The following is a 16,341-nucleotide window of genomic DNA, read 5'->3' as shown; positions in this document are numbered from 1 at the left end:
TAAGCCATGCCTAAAAGGCAACGCAAAGATGCAAATTATCTAATTGTGGCATGCGGTGATGCGTAATAACTTTGTGCCTTCCTTTTGCACTTCTTGCATCCTCCTGCGTCCCGAGACCCGCCGTGAACCGCGAACAAGCCGTCCTGCAAGCCGTTGAAGCCTTCGACAATGGCACCCTTGAATCCACGCTGGCGCGCCGCGTCGCCTACGCCACGGAAAGCGAAGTGCCAGATCAGGCGCCCACTCAGCATGCGTACTTGAACCAGGACCTGATTCCGACGCTGACCGAGTTGGGCTTCACCTGTGAGGTGCACGCCAACCCCGCTGGCGTCGACCTGCCCATTCTGGTTGCGCGCCGCGTGGAACAAGCAGGGTTGCCGACCGTGTTGATGTACGGGCATGGCGATGTGGTGCGCGGCAATGCCGCCAAATGGGAAGCCGGGCGCGACCCGTGGCGCCTGCACGTGGACGGCGACCGCTGGTATGGACGCGGCACCGCCGACAACAAGGGCCAGCATTCCATCAACCTGGAAGCCCTGCGGCACGTGATTGCGGCGCGCGGCGGCAAGCTGGGCTTCAACACCACCTGGTTGATCGAAACCGGCGAGGAAGCCGGCTCGCCCGGGTTGGCCGCGTTCTGCGAGGCGCAGCGCGAAACCCTGGCCGCCGACGTCTTCATTGCCAGCGACGGCCCGCGCCTGCATGCCGCGCGTCCCACCCTGTTCATGGGCTCGCGCGGCGCGGTGAACTTTGAACTGTCCTTGCGCGCCCGCGAACGCGGCTATCACTCGGGCAACTGGGGCGGCTTGCTAGCCAACCCGGCCATCGTGCTGATGCACGCCATCGGCACACTCGTGGACGCACAAGGCCGCATCACCGTGCCGGGATTACGTCCGCCCCCCATCCCCGCCGCCGTGGCCGACGCCTTGGCCGACCTGGAAGTGGGCGGTGGCGAAGACGACCCCGAGATCAACCATGGGTGGGGCGAACCTGGCCTGTCCGCGCCTGAAAAAGTGTTTGGCTGGAACAGCCTGGACGTGCTGACCTTTGGCGCGGGCGACCCCGCCAAGCCGGTCAACGCGATTCCCCCCGAAGCCGTGGCGTGGTGCCAACTGCGTTTTGTGGTCGGCACCGATTGGCGCGCACTGGAAACCCATGTGCGCGAACACCTGCGCCAGGGCGGCTTTGAAGACGTGCAAGTGCGCATCGGCATGCAAGGCGGCGCCACCCGTCTATCGCCTGACAACGCCTGGGTGCGCTGGGCCGCCGCGTCGCTGGAACGCACCACTGGCAAGCGTCCCGCGCTGCTGCCCAACCTGGGCGGCTCACTGCCCAATGAGATTTTTGCCGACCTGCTGGGCCTGCCCACGCTGTGGGTGCCGCATTCCTACCCCGCCTGCGCCCAACACGCGCCCAACGAACATCTACTGGGCAGCGTGGCGCGTGAAGGGCTGGCCATCATGGCGGGCCTGTACTGGGATCTGGGCGATCAAGGCGCAAGCCTGCGCCAGACACCGCGTGCAACAGCGGCCTGAACCCTATTCCGATTTCTTCCTGACTGATCGAGAGCGTTGCAATGACCGCTAGATTTTGTGCCGCCGTGATGGCGTTCAACCTTGCCGTCGCCGCGTATGCGGGCGAGGCCCATGCCGCCTATCCCGAGCAGGCGATCAAGATCGTCGTGCCCTTCACGCCCGGCGGCGCCACCGATGCCGTCGCACGGCTCCTGGCCAACAAGCTGTCGGGCAGTCTGGGCCAGTCCGTCATCGTCGAAAACCGCCCCGGCGCATCCACGGTGATCGGCGCGGACGCGGTGGCGCGCGCACAACCCGACGGTTATACCTTGCTGCTATCGGGCAGCACCACGTACACGGTATTGCCGGCGCTGAAACCGTCGCTGCCTTACGACCCGCTGCGTAGCTTTGAGCACATCGGCATCGTCGCCATCGCGCCGGTGGTGCTGCTGGCGCAGAACGGGTTGGCGGCCACCACGGTGCAGGAAGCCGCCACGCTGGCCAAGCAGCAAAGCAGCAAGGGCGGGCTGATGTACGGCACCTTTGGACCCGGTTCCGCCCCGCATCTGGCCGGAGAAATGTTCGCCGAGGCCGCCGGCGCGAAGATGATGCCCGTGCCGTACAAGGGCAGCGCGCAATTGATCACCGCGATGATCGGTGGCGAAGTGTCTCTGGGCGTGGACACGGTGTCTTCTGCTGCGCCGCAGGTACGCGCGGGCAAGGTGCGCGCGCTGGCCGTCACCGGCGAGCACCGCGTGCCGCAGATGCCGGACGTGCCGACCTTCGCGGAAGCCGGCATACCCCAGGTGTCTTTCGTGGGCTGGTACGCGCTGGCCGCCCCCGCGCGCACGCCCGCGCCGGTCATCGACACGCTGAACCGCGCGGTCGAAAAAATCATGCAGGACCCGCAGGTACGCAAGGCGGTGTCGGACCTGGCGCTGGAGCCGGTGTACTTGCCGGGCCAGGCATTCAAGGAGCGGATCGCGAAAGAAGTGAAGACGTTTGGCGACGTGGCCAGGCGGGCCGACATCAAGCTGGAATAGGCGCGAAAAAGCTCGCAAGCCGTGTGGAACGCCGCACGACAAGCAGCACAACGAGCAACCCCAAGAAAAAGCGCTTGGCCCCGGTGCGTGTCCAACGTCCGGGGCCAAGCGCTTAGGTCAGACTGCGCCTTACACCATTGGCGGCGTCGTCTCCCGCTCCGGATGGCGGTGCTTGGCCAGCGCCTTGATGAAGGCCGCCGCGCTTTTTGCCGGTGCGCCGCCGCCCATCAGCAGACCGCCGTCCGCTTCATTGGGCGCAATGCCCGCCGAGCCGAACAACTGCCCGCCCCGGCCCAGGCCCAGCAAGGTCTTGCCGTGCCGGAACGCATCGCGCAGGAACTCCAGCGCGCGGCCGTCCGCCTGCAAGCGCGTCACCGCGCCTTCGCCACCAGGCACCACCGCCCCGTCGAACAGCCCGGACGGATGATTGTCCAGCGACGCGTCGGCATCGAACGTGCCGCCGCCTTCGGCCTGCACGGGCCCAATGCGTTGGCCCACCAGCCGCACCACCACGCCCGCCTGGATCAGCGCGTCGGCCACCGCCGACACGGCCGCGCCGTCCACGCCTTCGGCCACCAGGATGGCGACCTTGCGCGTGGCAACGCCACCATCACCCGGCCTGGCGGTCAAGGACAGCGTGGGCGACACCTCGACCTCGGGCTTGGGCGGCTGCGCCGCCGCGCGCGGCATCGGCTCGGGCAAGGCCATGCCCAGCAGGTCGGCAACGCCCTGCGCCAGCTCGTCAGACACATTGCGCAGCGACGCCACCATGCGTTGGCGGATGGCAGGCACCGTCACCTTGCTCAGCTCAAACGAGAAGGCATGGATGATGTGCTGCTTTTCCCAATCAGTCTGGCTGTTGTAGAACAGCGCGGCCTGGTTGTAGTGCTCGGCGAACTTCTCCGGGTGCCCGCGCAATTCATCGCCCGCGATCGGCTCGGGGAAAGGCACGAAGCCTTCCATGCCTGCCTGGAACGGACACCCGCCGGCCAGCGAGTTCGGTTCGTAGGCCACGCGGCCACGGTGGATGGCCTGCCGATGCATGCCATCACGCTGGTTGTTGTGCACCGGCGCCACCGGCGCATTGATGGGAATTTCGTGGAAATTCGGGCCGCCCAAGCGCGAGATCTGCGTGTCCACATAAGAATGGATGCGGCCGGCTAAGAGCGGGTCATTCGTGAAATCCACGCCCGGCACCACGTGCGCCGTACAGAACGCCACCTGCTCGGTTTCCGCGAAGAAGTTGTCGGGATTGCGGTCCAGCACCATGCGGCCGATGGGCGTGATGGGCACCAATTCCTCGGGCACGATCTTGGTGGCGTCCAACACGTCGAAGCTGTAGCGCTCGGCGTCTTCCTCGGTGAAGACCTGCACGCCCAGTTCCCATTCCGGGCCGTGGCCCGCGTCAATGGCTTCCCAAAGGTCGCGGCGGTGAAAGTCGGGGTCGGCCCCCGATACCTTGACGGCTTCGTCCCACACCTGGGAATGCGTGCCCAGGACCGGGTTCCAATGGAACTTCACCAGGCGCGACTCGCCGCTGGCGTTGACGAAGCGGAAGGTATGCACGCCAAAGCCCTGCATCATCCGGTAGCTGCGTGGAATGCCACGGTCCGACATCACCCACATCAGCATATGGGTGGACTCCGGCATCAGCGACACGAAATCCCAGAACGTGTCGTGGGCGGACGCCGCCTGCGGCATGCCGTGATGCGGCTCGGGTTTTACCGCGTGCACCAGGTCCGGAAACTTCATCGCGTCCTGGATGAAGAACACGGGCATGTTATTGCCGACCAGGTCCCAGTTGCCTTCGTCCGTATAGAACTTGACGGCAAAGCCGCGCACGTCACGCGCGGTGTCCTTGGAACCCCGCTCACCCGCCACCGTGGAAAAGCGCACGAATACCGGCGTGCGCTTGCCGGCTTCGGCAAACAGGGACGCGGCGGTCAGGTCGGTCAAGGGCTTGTAGCACTCAAAGTAGCCGTGGGCGGCCGAGCCACGCGCATGCACGATGCGCTCTGGAATGCGCTCGTGATCGAAATGCGTAATTTTTTCACGCAGGATGAAGTCTTTCAGCAAGGCGGGTCCGCGCAGGCCGGCCTTCAGTGAATGCTGGTTGTCCGCAACGGGCACGCCCTGGTTGGTCGTCATGCGCTGGTCGCTGCCGTCGGCGCGCACACGCGACAGGCGCCCGTGCACTTCGTTGACCCCCGGCGCGGCCGCGTCCCCGGTCTTGGCGGTGGATTCGGATTCCGACAAGGAACTTGCCCCCACGGAAGGATCCGGCGGCGTCGTGTGCGCACCGCCATAGGGGCAGCGCGCGGGCTGTTCGCCGTATTCGGCGGCCTTGTTGGCGTTGTGCGGCATGGCCGCGGCCGTGGCGCCCACCGCGGCGGCCCGCTTGAGCGCGGGTTCGGTCGGCTTGCCTGTGGGGCCGGCGGCCGGACCGCTATCGGTGTTCATGTACGCAGTGGGCAATGCGCCAGCGGCGCCCTTGGCTGCGGGTTTCTTGCTTGCCATTGAATTTCTCCTAGTGTTTCAGCATTTCGCCGCGCGCATGCTCGGCACGCGAGGCGCCGATGGCGGATTTCACTTGCTTGACCTCTTCAGGCGGGGGCAGCACGGCGGGCAGCCCAAGGGACTCCACCCACAACTCGCGCGACCAGCCTTGCGTGTGATACAGGTGGTGGTCTTCGTCCAACGCGACCGCGTCGTGAGCCTGTTTCAGAATCGCGGCTTCCTTGCCGGAATGCTGCTCGGTCAGCAGCCCGATCAGCGACCAATTCGCGTGGTCCTTGGTTTCGGCCAGCACCACGCATTCGGTCGCCACCAGTTGCGCGGCATCGGCGTCCCCGGCATTGATGGCCATCTTCATGGCCTTCACCAGCGAATCGCCAAGATGGCGCACCACCTCGCGCCCCGGCGTCTGCTTGGCGGGGTCAAGTCCCAGTTGTTCAAACACGGTCAAAAGCACACGATGATGCGTGCGCGTTTCTTCCAGGTATTCCTTCCATTCCTTCTTCAGGTCTTCATTGACGGCACAGGACACGGCGGTCTCGTACACGGCCAAGCCGCCGATTTCAGTCTCCAGCGCCTGGTAAAGCAATTCGTTGATTTGTTTGGCGTTTGCCGCTTTGCGTTTCATCAGGGGCTCCTTGTCCACGGGGTCGGTTCGCCGGTTGCGCCCTGCGTGCGCAAACCCGGCGGCATGACGCGCAGCTTCAGCAAGCGCCATGCCTATACGCCCGCCGACAACGCCCCCAATTCGCTTAAACTCGGAACCATTCTCAATTAATAAAAATTGCCCGCGCGTTCACCGCGGCAATCCCCAACAAGAGGCTCGCTCTGAAATCCGGTTTCCGCCTATCCATGGCCTGGTTACACACCTGGGTCGGCCTGTGGTTTTCGTGGCTGCTGTACACGGTGTTCCTGACCGGTTCCCTGGCCCTCTTTGCCGAACCCATCACCCACTGGATGACGCCCGAGCACCACGCGGCGGAAGCCGCGGCGGCCGATGCCGCGGCGGCCGATGCCGCGGCGGCCGTTGCCGCGGCGGCGCAGAACCGCACACCCGTGGACCGCGCCCACCGTCTGGACCTGGCCGTGGATTACATGGCGCGCCATCACCCCGGCGCGGGCATGTGGGAGATCTGGCCTGTCAACCGGCACCACGACAATGGCTTGTCGGTCTACTGGTTCGACAAGAACGGCATGTACGCCGACGCGGAACTTGACCCCGCCACGGGCGCCGAACTTGACGATCATCATGACGAAGCCGGCCGCGCGACCATGGGCGGCACGCACTTCGTGAACTTCCACTACATGCTTCACGAAAGCCGCTTCGGCGTCTGGATCGTGGCCTTCGCCACCATGGCGATGCTGGTCGCGTTGATCTCGGGCGTGGTCACGCACAAGCGCATCTTCAAGGACTTCTTCACTTTCCGCGCCAGGAAAGGCCAGCGTTCGTGGCTGGACGCGCACAACGCCGTGGCGGTGCTGACGCTGCCCTTCCAGTTCATGATTGCCTACACCGGCATCGTGATTTCCAGCGCGCAACTGATGCCCGCCCCCGTCGTGGCGCAGTACGGCCCCGGCATGCAAGCCACCCGCCTCTACCTGGCCGAAATGCAGGGGGAAGAAAAGCCCGCGCGCACCGGCCAGGCGCTGACCATGCCGCCGCTGGAACCGTTGGTGGCCCGCGCCGAAGCCATGATTGGCCAAAGCGCGCGCGCCATCGTCATCCAGAACCCGGAAGACAGCTCCATGCGCGTTGCGGTCTACGGCTGGAACGAAGCCAGCGACGCCTTGCACAACATCAGCGCCACCACCGGCATGGCCGAATTCTCGGCGGCCACGGGCGAACTGCTGCGCATGCGCCCGGCGGGCGGCGTCATCGGCGGCGCGCCTGCGCTGACGCGCCAGGTAATGGGTGACCTGCACATGGCGCCGTTCGGCGGGCTGGCCGTGAAGTGGCTGTACTTCGTGTGCGGCCTGGCCGGGGCCGCCATGATGGGCACGGGCGCCGTGCTGTTCATGGTGAAGCGGCGCGCCAAGCTGGGCAACGAATTCGGCGCTGCCACGGCGCGCATGTACCGGTTGTTCGACGGCCTGAACGTGGCGGCGCTGGCCGGTCTGGCAGTGGCCTGCATCGGCTACTTCTGGGCCAACCGCCTGCTGCCCGTTGCGCTGGAAAACCGCGCCTTGTGGGAACTGCGCTGCTTTTTCGGGGGGTGGGCGCTGATGCTGGCGCATGCCTGGCTGTGTCGTCCCCGGCTTGCGTGGATCACGCAACTAGGCTTGCTGGCGGCGCTGTGCCTGCTGCTGCCGCTGCTGTCGTTCGCCACAGTGGGCGACCACCCCTTGGCGCAGATGGCGCGCGGCGACTGGGAAAGCGCGGGCGTCGAACTGACCGCCGTGGCCGTTGGCGTACTATCCGCCTGGGCGGCCATCCGTATGTGGAAAAGGCCTGAGCCCGCGCCCACCCGGCGCATCCCTCGCGCGACTCAAAAGGCTGCGGCATGAACCTGAACGACGTATTCGCCATTGCAGTGGCTTTGTTGCTGACCTATGCGGGCATGGCCTGCCTGAGCCTGGCCATGCCGCGCCATTACGATCAGGTCTGGGGTCGCGATCCGTCAGCGGGCCACACGCGCGTGCTGCGCGGCGCGGGCGTGCTGTTGCTGGCGCTGGCCTTGCTGCCTTGTGTGGGCCTGTGGGGCAACACGGTGGGTGTGGTGGCGTGGCTGGGCTGGCTGTCGGCGGGCGCGCTGCTGTGGGTGGGCATGCTGTCTTGGGCGCCCCGCCCCGCTGCCCGCACCGCTGCGCTGGCCGTGGCCATTTCCTTGGCGGGCATCGGCATCGGCTTCTGACGCCAGGCACAACACTCAGCGCCGCGCCGCCAGCACCTTTTCCAGCGTTACCCGAAAGCGCGGCGACCCAATCGCGCCCACATTGCAGCGTGACCACGGCGACACCGCCGTGGGGTCCACGCTGAACACGCGGCCCGGCGCCATGATGACTTTCTCGGGCATCAGATCCGTCGCCAGCGTCAACGAGTCCGCCACGCCCGGGAACGATGACCAGAGATACAAGGAACTGGTCGGGCGCGCAAAAACCTCGGCGCCCAGTGCATCCAACACCTGCAAGGCATGGCCGGTGGCGGCCTCCAGCCGCTGGCGCAAGCGCGCCAGATGGCGCTCGTAGTGCCCTTCGCGCAGCATCACGTCCACCATGCGCTCGCAATATTCCGAACTGCTGACGTGCACCAGCGCCTTCAAGTCGGCCAGGTCGCTGGCCAGCGCCGCGTTGCAGGCGATGAAGCCCACGCGCAACGCCGCCGAGAACGACTTCGAAAAACTGCCGATGTAGATCGTGCGTTCCAACTGGTCCAGCGCCGACAGCCGCACGGCGGACGTGGGTTTGAAGTCCGCCAGCGCATCGTTTTCCACGATCATCAGGTTGTAGCGCTCGGACAACTGCAGCACCTTGTAGGCCTTGGCCAGCGAGATGTCCGACCCGGTCGGGTTGTGCGCCAACGACTGCGTAAAAAACAGGCGCGGCTTCTCGCGCTGCAACAAGGCTTCCAGCGCGACCACATCCGGCCCATCCGACAGACGCGGCACGCCCAGCATGCGCACGCCCGCCAGCTTCAGCTTACCGAACAGCGGGTAGTAGCCCGGGTCGTCCACCAACACGGTTGCGCCCGGAGGCACAAAGTAGCGGATCACCAGATCCATCGCCTCGTTGGCGCCATGGGTCAGCACCAACTGCGACGGCGCCACATTCACGCCCACGTCACCCAGCTTGCGCACCAGGCTTTCGCGCAGCGGCGCGTAGCCAAAGCGGCTGCCGTAGCGGAACAGCGCGCCCAGGCCGGTACGCACCACCTTCTGGTGATAGCGGTCCATGCGCATGTCGGCCAGCCATTCCACGGGCGGAAAACCATCGCCCGCCTGAACAGCGTCGGGCTGCGTCTTGAGCTGTTCACGCATGAGCCAGACGATGTCCATGGCGCGGCTCAATTGGCCGGGCTCCTCGTCGGCCGCCTTGCGCGCGAAATCGCCATCCAACACGAAGAAGCCCGAGCCCCGGCGCGGTTCAACCAGCCCCTGCGCCACCAGCATTTCAAACGCCACCACCACGGTGTTCTTGGCGTAGCGATGCAACTGCGACAGTTCGCGCAGCGACGGCAGCTTGTCGCCCGGGCGGTAGACGCCGTCGGCAATCTGCTGGCCGATCAGCTTGGCCAGGCTTTCCGCAATGGGCGCGCCGCGCGGCCGTTTACCAGTGTTGCTGGGGTCAGTCATGCTGTGTTTTTTCGCCCGGGGCGCTCGTCAAAATTGGTGCAGTGCGATGGTACTGTTTGGCAAAACTGTACCTCTCAATAGCGGTACAGTTTACCTAGAATCAGGCCACTCAATAACGATACGGAGACCTGCCATCGTGGCCGATTCACGCCTACCCAACTTCCGCGCGCTGACCCCCGCACAACGCCTGGCCGCCATTGCCCAGGCCGCCGCGCTGACCCCCGATGAACAACAATTGCTGGCCCAGCCCGGCGCGCTGGGACTGGACCGCGCCGACGGCATGATCGAAAACGTCATCGGCGCGTTCGAACTGCCGCTGGGCGTGGCGGGCAACTTCCAGGTCAACGGCCGCGACATGCTGGTGCCGATGGCGGTGGAAGAGCCGTCGGTGGTGGCGGCGGCGTCTTACATGGCCAAGCTGGCGCGCGAATGCGGCGGCTTTGAAACGTCCAGCACGCGCCCCTTGATGCGCGCCCAGGTACAGGTTCTGGGCCTGACCGACCCGCACGGCGCGCGGCTGGCGCTGCTGCGCGAACGTGAACGCATCCTGACGCTGGCCAACAGCCGCGACAAGGTGCTGATCGAGCTGGGCGGCGGTTGCCAGGACATCGACGTGCATGTGTTCGCCGACACGCCGCGCGGCCCGATGATCGTGCTGCACCTGATCGTGGACGTGCGTGACGCCATGGGCGCCAACACCGTCAACACCATGGCCGAAGCGGTGGCGCCGCTGGTGGAAGAAATAACGGGCGGCTCGGTGCGCCTGCGCATCCTGTCCAACCTGGCCGACCTGCGCCTGGCGCGCGCCCGCGTGCGCCTGACGCCGCAAGTGCTGGACACCAAGGAACGCAGTGGCGCCGACATCATCGAAGGCGTGCTGGATGCCTACACCTTCGCCGCCGTCGACCCGTACCGCGCCGCCACGCACAACAAGGGCATCATGAACGGCATCGACCCCGTCATCGTCGCCACCGGCAACGATTGGCGCGCGGTGGAAGCCGGCGCGCACGCCTACGCCGCGCGCTCGGGCCGCTACACCTCGCTGACCACCTGGGAAAAAGACACGTCGGGCGCCTTGGTGGGCACCATCGAAATGCCCATGCCCGTGGGCCTGGTGGGCGGCGCCACCAAGACGCATCCGCTGGCACGGCTGGCGCTGAAGATCATGGACGTGCGCTCGGCCCAAGAGTTGGGCGAAGTGGCGGTGGCCGTGGGTTTGGCGCAGAATCTGGGCGCGCTGCGCGCCCTGGCCACCGAAGGCATCCAACGCGGCCACATGGCCCTGCACGCGCGCAACATCGCGCTGGTGGCAGGCGCCGTGGGCGCCGAGATCGATACGGTCGCCAAGCGCATGGCCGAAGAAAAAGACGTACGCACCGACCGCGCGCTGGCCTTGCTGGAGGAACTGCGCGCGACAGCATAGACCTGGCACTGGCCCACGGCCACATAAAAACAGAGGCAATGCGGACGGGCCCAGGCACGGCCGCATCGCCCCACCACAACGGAGAGAGACATGGAACCAAAATCCCCAGCGCCGCCCTGGCGCCTGGCAGAAGTGTGGAACGACACGGTGGACCTGCGCCAACTGGCGTGGGCCATCTGCATCGGCATTGCCATCAGCGTCACCGGCTTCTTCGCCGCCAGCCGCTGGCTGCGCGGCGTGGTGGCGTCACCCGAACTGGCGCACGCCTACGCCATGCTGGCCGGCCTTGCCGGCTGCGTGATCGCGGGCGTGATCTGCGCGCGCCTGTTCCCGCCCAAACGTGAAGTGGTCGAACATGCCTCCACGCATGACCCCGCCTGGCGCGCCGAAGTGCTGGCCGAACTGGCCGAGCAGCCGGGCGGCCTGGGTTCGCTGGACGACCTGCCCGAACCCGTGGTGCGTGAACTCAAGGAGCTGGGTCTGTACGAGTTGTTCGCCGAGGCGCCGCCGAAGCCGCAGTCCACAACAACGCAGTCAGCCGACCTGCCGCAAGGCGCATCCAAGGAGGCGCTGGCATGAGCGACCCCATCCTGCTTGAACAAATCATGGTGGCCGCCGCCATGGGCCTGCTGGGCGCGGTGGTGTTTGCCGCCATCGGCCTGGTGTCCGGCACCGACGAGACCACCACGCTTGCGCCGCTGACCTTGCTGGTGGTGCTGCTGGGCGTGCCGCCCGCCGGCGTCTTCACCTTCTTCCTGGCCGGCGCCGTGGCCAAGCACATGACGCACGCGGTGCCCACAGCGCTATTGGGCATTCCGGGCGACACCATGGCCACGCCCCTGCTGCAAGACGCAAACATGCTGCGCAAGCTGGGCGTGCCGCACATTGCCTTGCGCAAGATGGTGTCCGGCGCCATCGTGGCCGCGTTTATCGCGGTGCCGCTGGCCGTGCTGTTCGCCGTGCTGCTGGCGCCGTTTGGCGCGGCCATCACCAAATCCGCGCCCTGGATCTTCCTGGCCGCGGCAGTGCTGATCGCCTATTTCTCGGCTGGACGCTGGTCGGCGGTGGCGCTGCTGGTGCCCTTCGTGGTGGTGATCATTGCCCTGCAAAGCCTGACCGCCAAGTACGGCGTCAAGCTCAGCATCAGCTATTTTCTGGGCATCGCCATCGGCCCCTTGATCGCGGATCTGTTCACCGTGGTGTCGCCCATGGGACGCAAGTCCATGATGCGCGACAAGGTGCGCACGTTCTCGCTGGCGCCCGACGTCAAGGGCTGGTCGGGCTATTTCCCCAACCCGCTCAAGGTCATGGACCGCGTGCAGACGCGCTGGACCCTGGCCACCGCCGCCGTCTCCAGCGCCACCTTCGTGTTCAGCCCCGTCGCCATGACGGTGGTGCTGGGCGAGTTGGTGGGGTCGCGCATCAAGCATGCTTACCATCGCCTGACGACCGTGCTGTCGGCGCGCAACGGTGTCACCGAAGCCACCTACATTGCCGAGGCGCTGATTCCGCTGATTGCCTTCGGCCTGCCGCTCAGCCCCGTGGCCGCCGGCCCCGCCGCGCCGCTGTTCAACGCGCCGCCGCGCTTCACGGTGGACGCCGCCACCGGCCAGACGCACAACCTGCACAACCTGCTGAGCCATTGGGAATTCCTGGGCTACGGCATGCTGGCCGTGCTGCTGGCGGCGCTGGTGTCTTACCCCTTCGCGATGAACTTCGCGCGCCGCGCCGCACTGTTCGTGTCGCGCAAGGTCAGCCACGAAGCCATCATCGCCACCTTCGTGGGCCTGATCATCGTCATCAGCATCTGGGAAGGCCAATTCCTGGGCCTGCTGGTCATTCTGACGATGGGTCTGTTCGGTGGCCTCTTGTCGCGCCGCTTCGGCTTCAACACGGGCGTGCAGTTCATGGGCTACTACACGGCCGTGCTGTCGGTGCCGGCGATTGTGAAGCTGATGGCGTAAGCGCTTGACGTACCGGGCAAGCGCCAACACCGGCGGGGCTGCGCGCCCCGTCGACTCAATCTCTGCCGCTTGATCCCGCGCAAGGCAACCCGTCATACCTTGCTCTAGCCTCTGTCCACTTGATCAGAGGAAAGGCTTCAACATGACGTGGTTCAAATCACTCAAACTCGGCGGCCGCGAACTGTTGCCCATCGTGCAGGGCGGCATGGGCGTCGGCGTGTCGGCGCATCGGCTGGCGGGCGCCGTGGCCAGCCAGAACGCGGTGGGCACCATTGCCAGCATTGATTTGCGCCACCACCATCCCGACCTGCTTGAAAGAACCGACAAGTGCCATGACCGCGACCTGATCGACAGCGTCAACCTGCTTGCCCTGGACCGCGAAGTGCGCGCCGCGCTGGACACGGCGCAAGGCCGGGGCCTGGTGGCGGTGAACGTCATGAAAGCCGTGCGCGGCCACCCCGCACTGGTGCGGCAAGCCTGCGAGAGCGGCGCGCAGGCCATTGTGATGGGCGCGGGGCTACCGATGGACCTGCCCGAGATGACGGCGGATTTTCCCAAGGTGGCGCTGGTGCCGATCTTGTCTGAAGCGCGCGGCGTGGCCGTTGTGTTGAAGAAATGGATGAAGAAAGGCCGGCTGGCCGACGCCGTGGTGATCGAACACCCCGGCCATGCGGGCGGCCATCTGGGCGCCGCGCGCATCACCGACATTCATCACGAACGCTTTGATTTCCAGCGCGTGTTGGCCGACTGCCATGCGCTGTTCGATGAATTGCAATTGGGCCGCGACGCGCCGCAACTGATCGTGGCGGGCGGCGTGGGCAGCCATGATCAAGTGCGGCATTGGCTGGCGCATGGCGCCGACGGCGTGCAGGTGGGCACCGCGTTCGCCGTCACCCGGGAAGGCGATGCCCATGACAACTTCAAGCGCGTGCTGATGGATGCGGACCCGGCCGAGCTGGCCGAATTCACCAGTGTGGCCGGCCTGCCCGCGCGCGCGGTCGCCACGCCGTGGTTGACGCGCTATCTGCGCCAGGAAGCCACCCTGCAAGCCAGCACGCGCTGCGATCCGCGCCGTTGCAGCCAACGCATGGACTGCCTGACGCAATGTGGGCTGCGCGATGGGCTGTCGCGCTTTGGGCAGTTCTGCATCGACTTGAAACTGGCCGCCGCGCTGCGCGGTGAAGTCAGCCGTGGCCTGTTCTTCCGGGGCGCGTCCAAGCTGCCGTTCGGCAGCGCCATGAGGTCGGTGCGCGAACTGATGGACTATCTGCTACACGGGCAGATGCCGGCGGTGGTGTAAGCCGCCTCAGTGGGCCGAGTGGCCGACGTGCTGAAGCGACTGAGGCCACTGAAGCCCGCCGGCAGCGGCCAGCTTCGCCTACCGCGCCGCCGACAAATCAAACTGAAACACCGCCCCCGGTTCCGGTCGTTCGACCAGCCGGATTTCGCTTTGATGCAATTGCAAAATGCGCTGCACAATCACCAGCCCCAGGCCGCCGCCATCGCGCGGCCCCCGGTTCAATGCCGAAGCGCGCGTGAACAGGCCGTTGCGCAGTTCGGGCGGAATGCCCTTGCCCGTATCGCTCACCTGCACCTGCACGCGGTTCTGCGCCACGCCCAACTGCAAGTCAATCCGGCTGCCCGGCGGGCTATGCCGGATGGCGTTGTCCAGCAGGTTCGTCAGCACGCGCTCGATCAGGCCCAGGTCGGCTCGCACCAAGGGCAAGGCCTGGGGAATATCCGTCGTCAGTTCCTGCTGGCGGGCTTCGGCGGCCAGCTCGAACTTCTGCATCACGTCCTGCACCAGTTCCGGCAGCGAAAACGTTTCCGGTTCCAGCCGCACCAAGCCAGACTCCAGGCGAGCCAGTTCGAAGAGTTCTTGCGCCAGTCGCCCCACCTTGCGGCTTTGCGCCAGCGCAATGTCCAGATATCGGCGGCGCTCGCTGGCGTCCAGCGTTTCGTCTTTCAGGCGCAGCGTTTCCAGGTAGCCATGCAGGGACGTCAGCGGCGTGCGCAGGTCGTGCGAAATATTGGCGACCAGATCGCGGCGTTGCTGGTCTTGCCGCGTCAGCTCGCGCCATTGGTCCGAAATGCGTCCGCCCATCTGCACGAAGCTGCGGCGCAGTACCGAGATTTCATTCAAGCTCTTGTCCGTCGCGTCGCCCGGCCGGGCCAAGGCGGCCAGTGCTTTGCCATCGTCGCCTTCAAACGCGCTGACCGCCCGCGTCAAGGCGCGCAGCGGCCGCGTGATCAGCGCAAAGGCCGTCAAGCCCGCCACCAGCCCCAGCAAGGCCACCAGGGCGATCGACCACAGCGTGGTACGCAATACCGAACTGCGCGACACCGACATCGCCAGCGCATCGTGCGCCTGCCCTTGCAGCACGACGTACACATAACCCGCGTCCGACGACCCCACGCGCACGGGCGCGGCGCTGAACACCTTCTGGGCATCCTCGCTGCGCGGATCGTCGCCCACAATGGGCAGCGTGCCGCCCGCCAGCAGGCGCTTGACCGGCCCCAGGTCCACCTGGCGCCGCTTGATCTGCCCAGCCGGCGCGGCGTCGCCCACGATGCGGCCGTCGTTGTTCAGCAGATAGACCTCCACGGCGGGGTTCACCGCCATCAGCATGTCGAACAGCGAGCGCACCGCGTCGGGCTTCCAGCCGTTGGCGTCCATCAGTTCGGTGCTGCCGGCAATATGCTGCGCAAGGCCACTGGACAAGCGCTGCACCACTTCCTGCTCGTAACGTGAATTGGCGGCAATCTGCAGCCAGGCCGACGCGCCGCAGCAGGCCAGCAACAGCAGCGCGAAGACGGCGGACAAGCGTTGGGTCAAGGTGAATCTTTTCATGGTGCGGCTCCGGCAGCGCCCGGGTCCGCGGCGAATTTATAGCCCCTGCCCCACACGGTCAGAATGCGGCGGGGGTCGGACGGGTCGGCCTCGATCTTCGTGCGCAGCCGGTTGATGTGCGTGTTGACCGTGTGTTCATAGCCTTCGTGCTGATAGCCCCAGACGTGGTTCAGCAGGTCCATCCGTGAAAACACCTTGTCGGGATGCCGGGCAAAGAAATGCAGCAGATCGAATTCGCGCGGCGTCAGGTCTAGCCGGCGGTCATCCACGTCCACCGTGCGCGCGATGGGGTCGATGGACACGCCATGCACGGCCAGGCTGCCGGCATCGATGCGCGCATTGCGCTCGATGGCGTTACTACGGCGCAGCAGCGCCCGCACCCGCGCCACCAGTTCCAACATCGAAAACGGCTTGGCCAGATAGTCGTCGGCGCCCAGCTCCAGGCCCAGGATGCGGTGCACCTCGCTGGACCGCGCGCTGGTGATGATGATGGGGGTGTAGCGCGCCATGGCCCGCGCGCGCTTGCAGATTTCCAGGCCGTCGATGCCGGGCAGCATCAGGTCCAGCACCAGCGCGTCCCAACTGCCCTCTTCCAGCCGGCGCATGCCCTCGTTGCCGTCGGCCGCGTGTTCCACCTCATAGCCTTCGTCGCGCAGATGCAAGCGCAGCAATTCAGCAATGTGGGCGTCGTCTTCAACAATCAGAACGCGGCGGGGCGTATCCATGGGGGCAACTCGGGCAAA

General features: G+C 66.1%; 13 protein-coding genes. 8 read left to right on the top strand and 5 right to left on the bottom strand.

Annotated features, from left to right (window positions below):
- Positions 1 to 122 precede the first annotated feature (122 nt).
- Together P8T11_RS04140 and P8T11_RS04135 are read left to right on the top strand one after the other, a co-directional pair.
- Positions 123 to 1,535 (top strand): M20 family metallopeptidase, encoded by a 1,413-nt coding sequence (locus tag P8T11_RS04140; protein ID WP_268078138.1) that lies wholly within the window; start codon positions 123 to 125, stop codon positions 1,533 to 1,535.
- Positions 1,536 to 1,576: 41 nt separating this feature from the next.
- Entirely contained in the window at positions 1,577 to 2,557 is a 981-nt protein-coding gene (locus P8T11_RS04135; protein ID WP_268078140.1) for a Bug family tripartite tricarboxylate transporter substrate binding protein, read from the top strand.
- 129 nt (positions 2,558 to 2,686) lie between these two features.
- Here the strand turns inward: P8T11_RS04135 and P8T11_RS04130 are convergent, their stop codons facing one another.
- Together P8T11_RS04130 and P8T11_RS04125 are read right to left on the bottom strand one after the other, a co-directional pair.
- Positions 2,687 to 5,074 carry a catalase gene (locus tag P8T11_RS04130; RefSeq protein ID WP_268078142.1) on the bottom strand — a complete coding sequence of 796 codons (2,388 nt, stop codon included), beginning with the start codon at positions 5,072 to 5,074 and terminating at the stop codon, positions 2,687 to 2,689.
- A 10-nt stretch (positions 5,075 to 5,084) separates the two neighbouring features.
- Positions 5,085 to 5,699 carry a hypothetical protein gene (locus P8T11_RS04125; RefSeq protein ID WP_268078143.1) on the bottom strand — a complete coding sequence of 205 codons (615 nt, stop codon included), beginning with the start codon at positions 5,697 to 5,699 and terminating at the stop codon, positions 5,085 to 5,087.
- 224 nt (positions 5,700 to 5,923) lie between these two features.
- Here P8T11_RS04125 and P8T11_RS04120 point away from each other — a divergent pair, with 224 nt between their 5' ends.
- Both P8T11_RS04120 and P8T11_RS04115 read left to right on the top strand, forming a co-directional pair.
- The gene (locus P8T11_RS04120; protein WP_268078144.1) at positions 5,924 to 7,576 is read left to right on the top strand and encodes a PepSY-associated TM helix domain-containing protein; all 1,653 of its coding nucleotides are present in this window, start codon (positions 5,924 to 5,926) and stop codon (positions 7,574 to 7,576) included.
- Positions 7,573 to 7,923, top strand: a complete 351-nt coding sequence (locus P8T11_RS04115; RefSeq protein WP_050450266.1) for a DUF3325 domain-containing protein — start codon at positions 7,573 to 7,575, stop codon at positions 7,921 to 7,923. The genes P8T11_RS04120 and P8T11_RS04115 overlap by 4 nt, the downstream gene beginning before the upstream one ends.
- Before the next feature lie 15 nt (positions 7,924 to 7,938).
- On the opposite strand, the gene P8T11_RS04110 is transcribed toward P8T11_RS04115, so the two are convergent.
- Entirely contained in the window at positions 7,939 to 9,360 is a 1,422-nt protein-coding gene (locus P8T11_RS04110; protein WP_268078145.1) for a PLP-dependent aminotransferase family protein, read from the bottom strand.
- A gap of 133 nt (positions 9,361 to 9,493) precedes the next feature.
- Between P8T11_RS04110 and P8T11_RS04105 the strand changes: the two genes are divergently transcribed.
- From P8T11_RS04105 to P8T11_RS04090, 4 genes are all read left to right on the top strand, one after another.
- Positions 9,494 to 10,783 carry a hydroxymethylglutaryl-CoA reductase, degradative gene (locus tag P8T11_RS04105; RefSeq protein ID WP_268082453.1) on the top strand — a complete coding sequence of 430 codons (1,290 nt, stop codon included), beginning with the start codon at positions 9,494 to 9,496 and terminating at the stop codon, positions 10,781 to 10,783.
- Positions 10,784 to 10,873: 90 nt separating this feature from the next.
- Complete coding sequence (locus P8T11_RS04100) at positions 10,874 to 11,362, top strand: hypothetical protein (protein WP_268078146.1); 489 nt, start codon at positions 10,874 to 10,876, stop codon at positions 11,360 to 11,362.
- Positions 11,359 to 12,747: a tripartite tricarboxylate transporter permease gene (locus tag P8T11_RS04095; RefSeq protein ID WP_268078148.1), complete on the top strand. Its 1,389-nt coding sequence runs from the start codon at positions 11,359 to 11,361 to the stop codon at positions 12,745 to 12,747. The genes P8T11_RS04100 and P8T11_RS04095 overlap by 4 nt, the downstream gene beginning before the upstream one ends.
- 142 nt (positions 12,748 to 12,889) lie before the next feature.
- On the top strand, positions 12,890 to 14,047 hold the full coding sequence (locus P8T11_RS04090; protein ID WP_268078149.1) for an NAD(P)H-dependent flavin oxidoreductase: 1,158 nt from the start codon (positions 12,890 to 12,892) through the stop codon (positions 14,045 to 14,047).
- Between the two features lie 78 nt (positions 14,048 to 14,125).
- Here P8T11_RS04090 and P8T11_RS04085 read toward each other — a convergent pair whose 3' ends face one another.
- Positions 14,126 to 15,598 (bottom strand): sensor histidine kinase, encoded by a 1,473-nt coding sequence (locus tag P8T11_RS04085; protein ID WP_268078150.1) that lies wholly within the window; start codon positions 15,596 to 15,598, stop codon positions 14,126 to 14,128.
- Positions 15,595 to 16,323, bottom strand: coding sequence for a response regulator transcription factor (locus P8T11_RS04080; protein ID WP_268078151.1), 729 nt, complete (start codon positions 16,321 to 16,323; stop codon positions 15,595 to 15,597). The genes P8T11_RS04085 and P8T11_RS04080 overlap by 4 nt, the downstream gene beginning before the upstream one ends.
- Positions 16,324 to 16,341 lie beyond the last annotated feature (18 nt).

This window comes from Achromobacter spanius, from assembly GCF_029637605.1.
GTDB lineage: Bacteria > Pseudomonadota > Gammaproteobacteria > Burkholderiales > Burkholderiaceae_B > Achromobacter > Achromobacter spanius_E.
Note: the sequence above shows the minus strand (reverse complement) of the source record. Positions and strands in the feature narration are given on the sequence as shown.

What these genes read in the sequence shown, in the direction of transcription:
- P8T11_RS04135 (WP_268078140.1), top strand. Translation starts at nt 1,577, where the DNA reads ATGACCGCTAGATTTTGTGCCGCCGTGATGGCGTTCAACCTTGCCGTC.
- P8T11_RS04130 (WP_268078142.1), bottom strand. Translation starts at nt 5,074, where the DNA reads ATGGCAAGCAAGAAACCCGCAGCCAAGGGCGCCGCTGGCGCATTGCCC.
- P8T11_RS04125 (WP_268078143.1), bottom strand. Translation starts at nt 5,699, where the DNA reads ATGAAACGCAAAGCGGCAAACGCCAAACAAATCAACGAATTGCTTTAC.
- P8T11_RS04120 (WP_268078144.1), top strand. Translation starts at nt 5,924, where the DNA reads ATGGCCTGGTTACACACCTGGGTCGGCCTGTGGTTTTCGTGGCTGCTG.
- P8T11_RS04115 (WP_050450266.1), top strand. Translation starts at nt 7,573, where the DNA reads ATGAACCTGAACGACGTATTCGCCATTGCAGTGGCTTTGTTGCTGACC.
- P8T11_RS04110 (WP_268078145.1), bottom strand. Translation starts at nt 9,360, where the DNA reads ATGACTGACCCCAGCAACACTGGTAAACGGCCGCGCGGCGCGCCCATT.
- P8T11_RS04100 (WP_268078146.1), top strand. Translation starts at nt 10,874, where the DNA reads ATGGAACCAAAATCCCCAGCGCCGCCCTGGCGCCTGGCAGAAGTGTGG.
- P8T11_RS04095 (WP_268078148.1), top strand. Translation starts at nt 11,359, where the DNA reads ATGAGCGACCCCATCCTGCTTGAACAAATCATGGTGGCCGCCGCCATG.
- P8T11_RS04090 (WP_268078149.1), top strand. Translation starts at nt 12,890, where the DNA reads ATGACGTGGTTCAAATCACTCAAACTCGGCGGCCGCGAACTGTTGCCC.
- P8T11_RS04085 (WP_268078150.1), bottom strand. Translation starts at nt 15,598, where the DNA reads ATGAAAAGATTCACCTTGACCCAACGCTTGTCCGCCGTCTTCGCGCTG.
- P8T11_RS04080 (WP_268078151.1), bottom strand. Translation starts at nt 16,323, where the DNA reads ATGGATACGCCCCGCCGCGTTCTGATTGTTGAAGACGACGCCCACATT.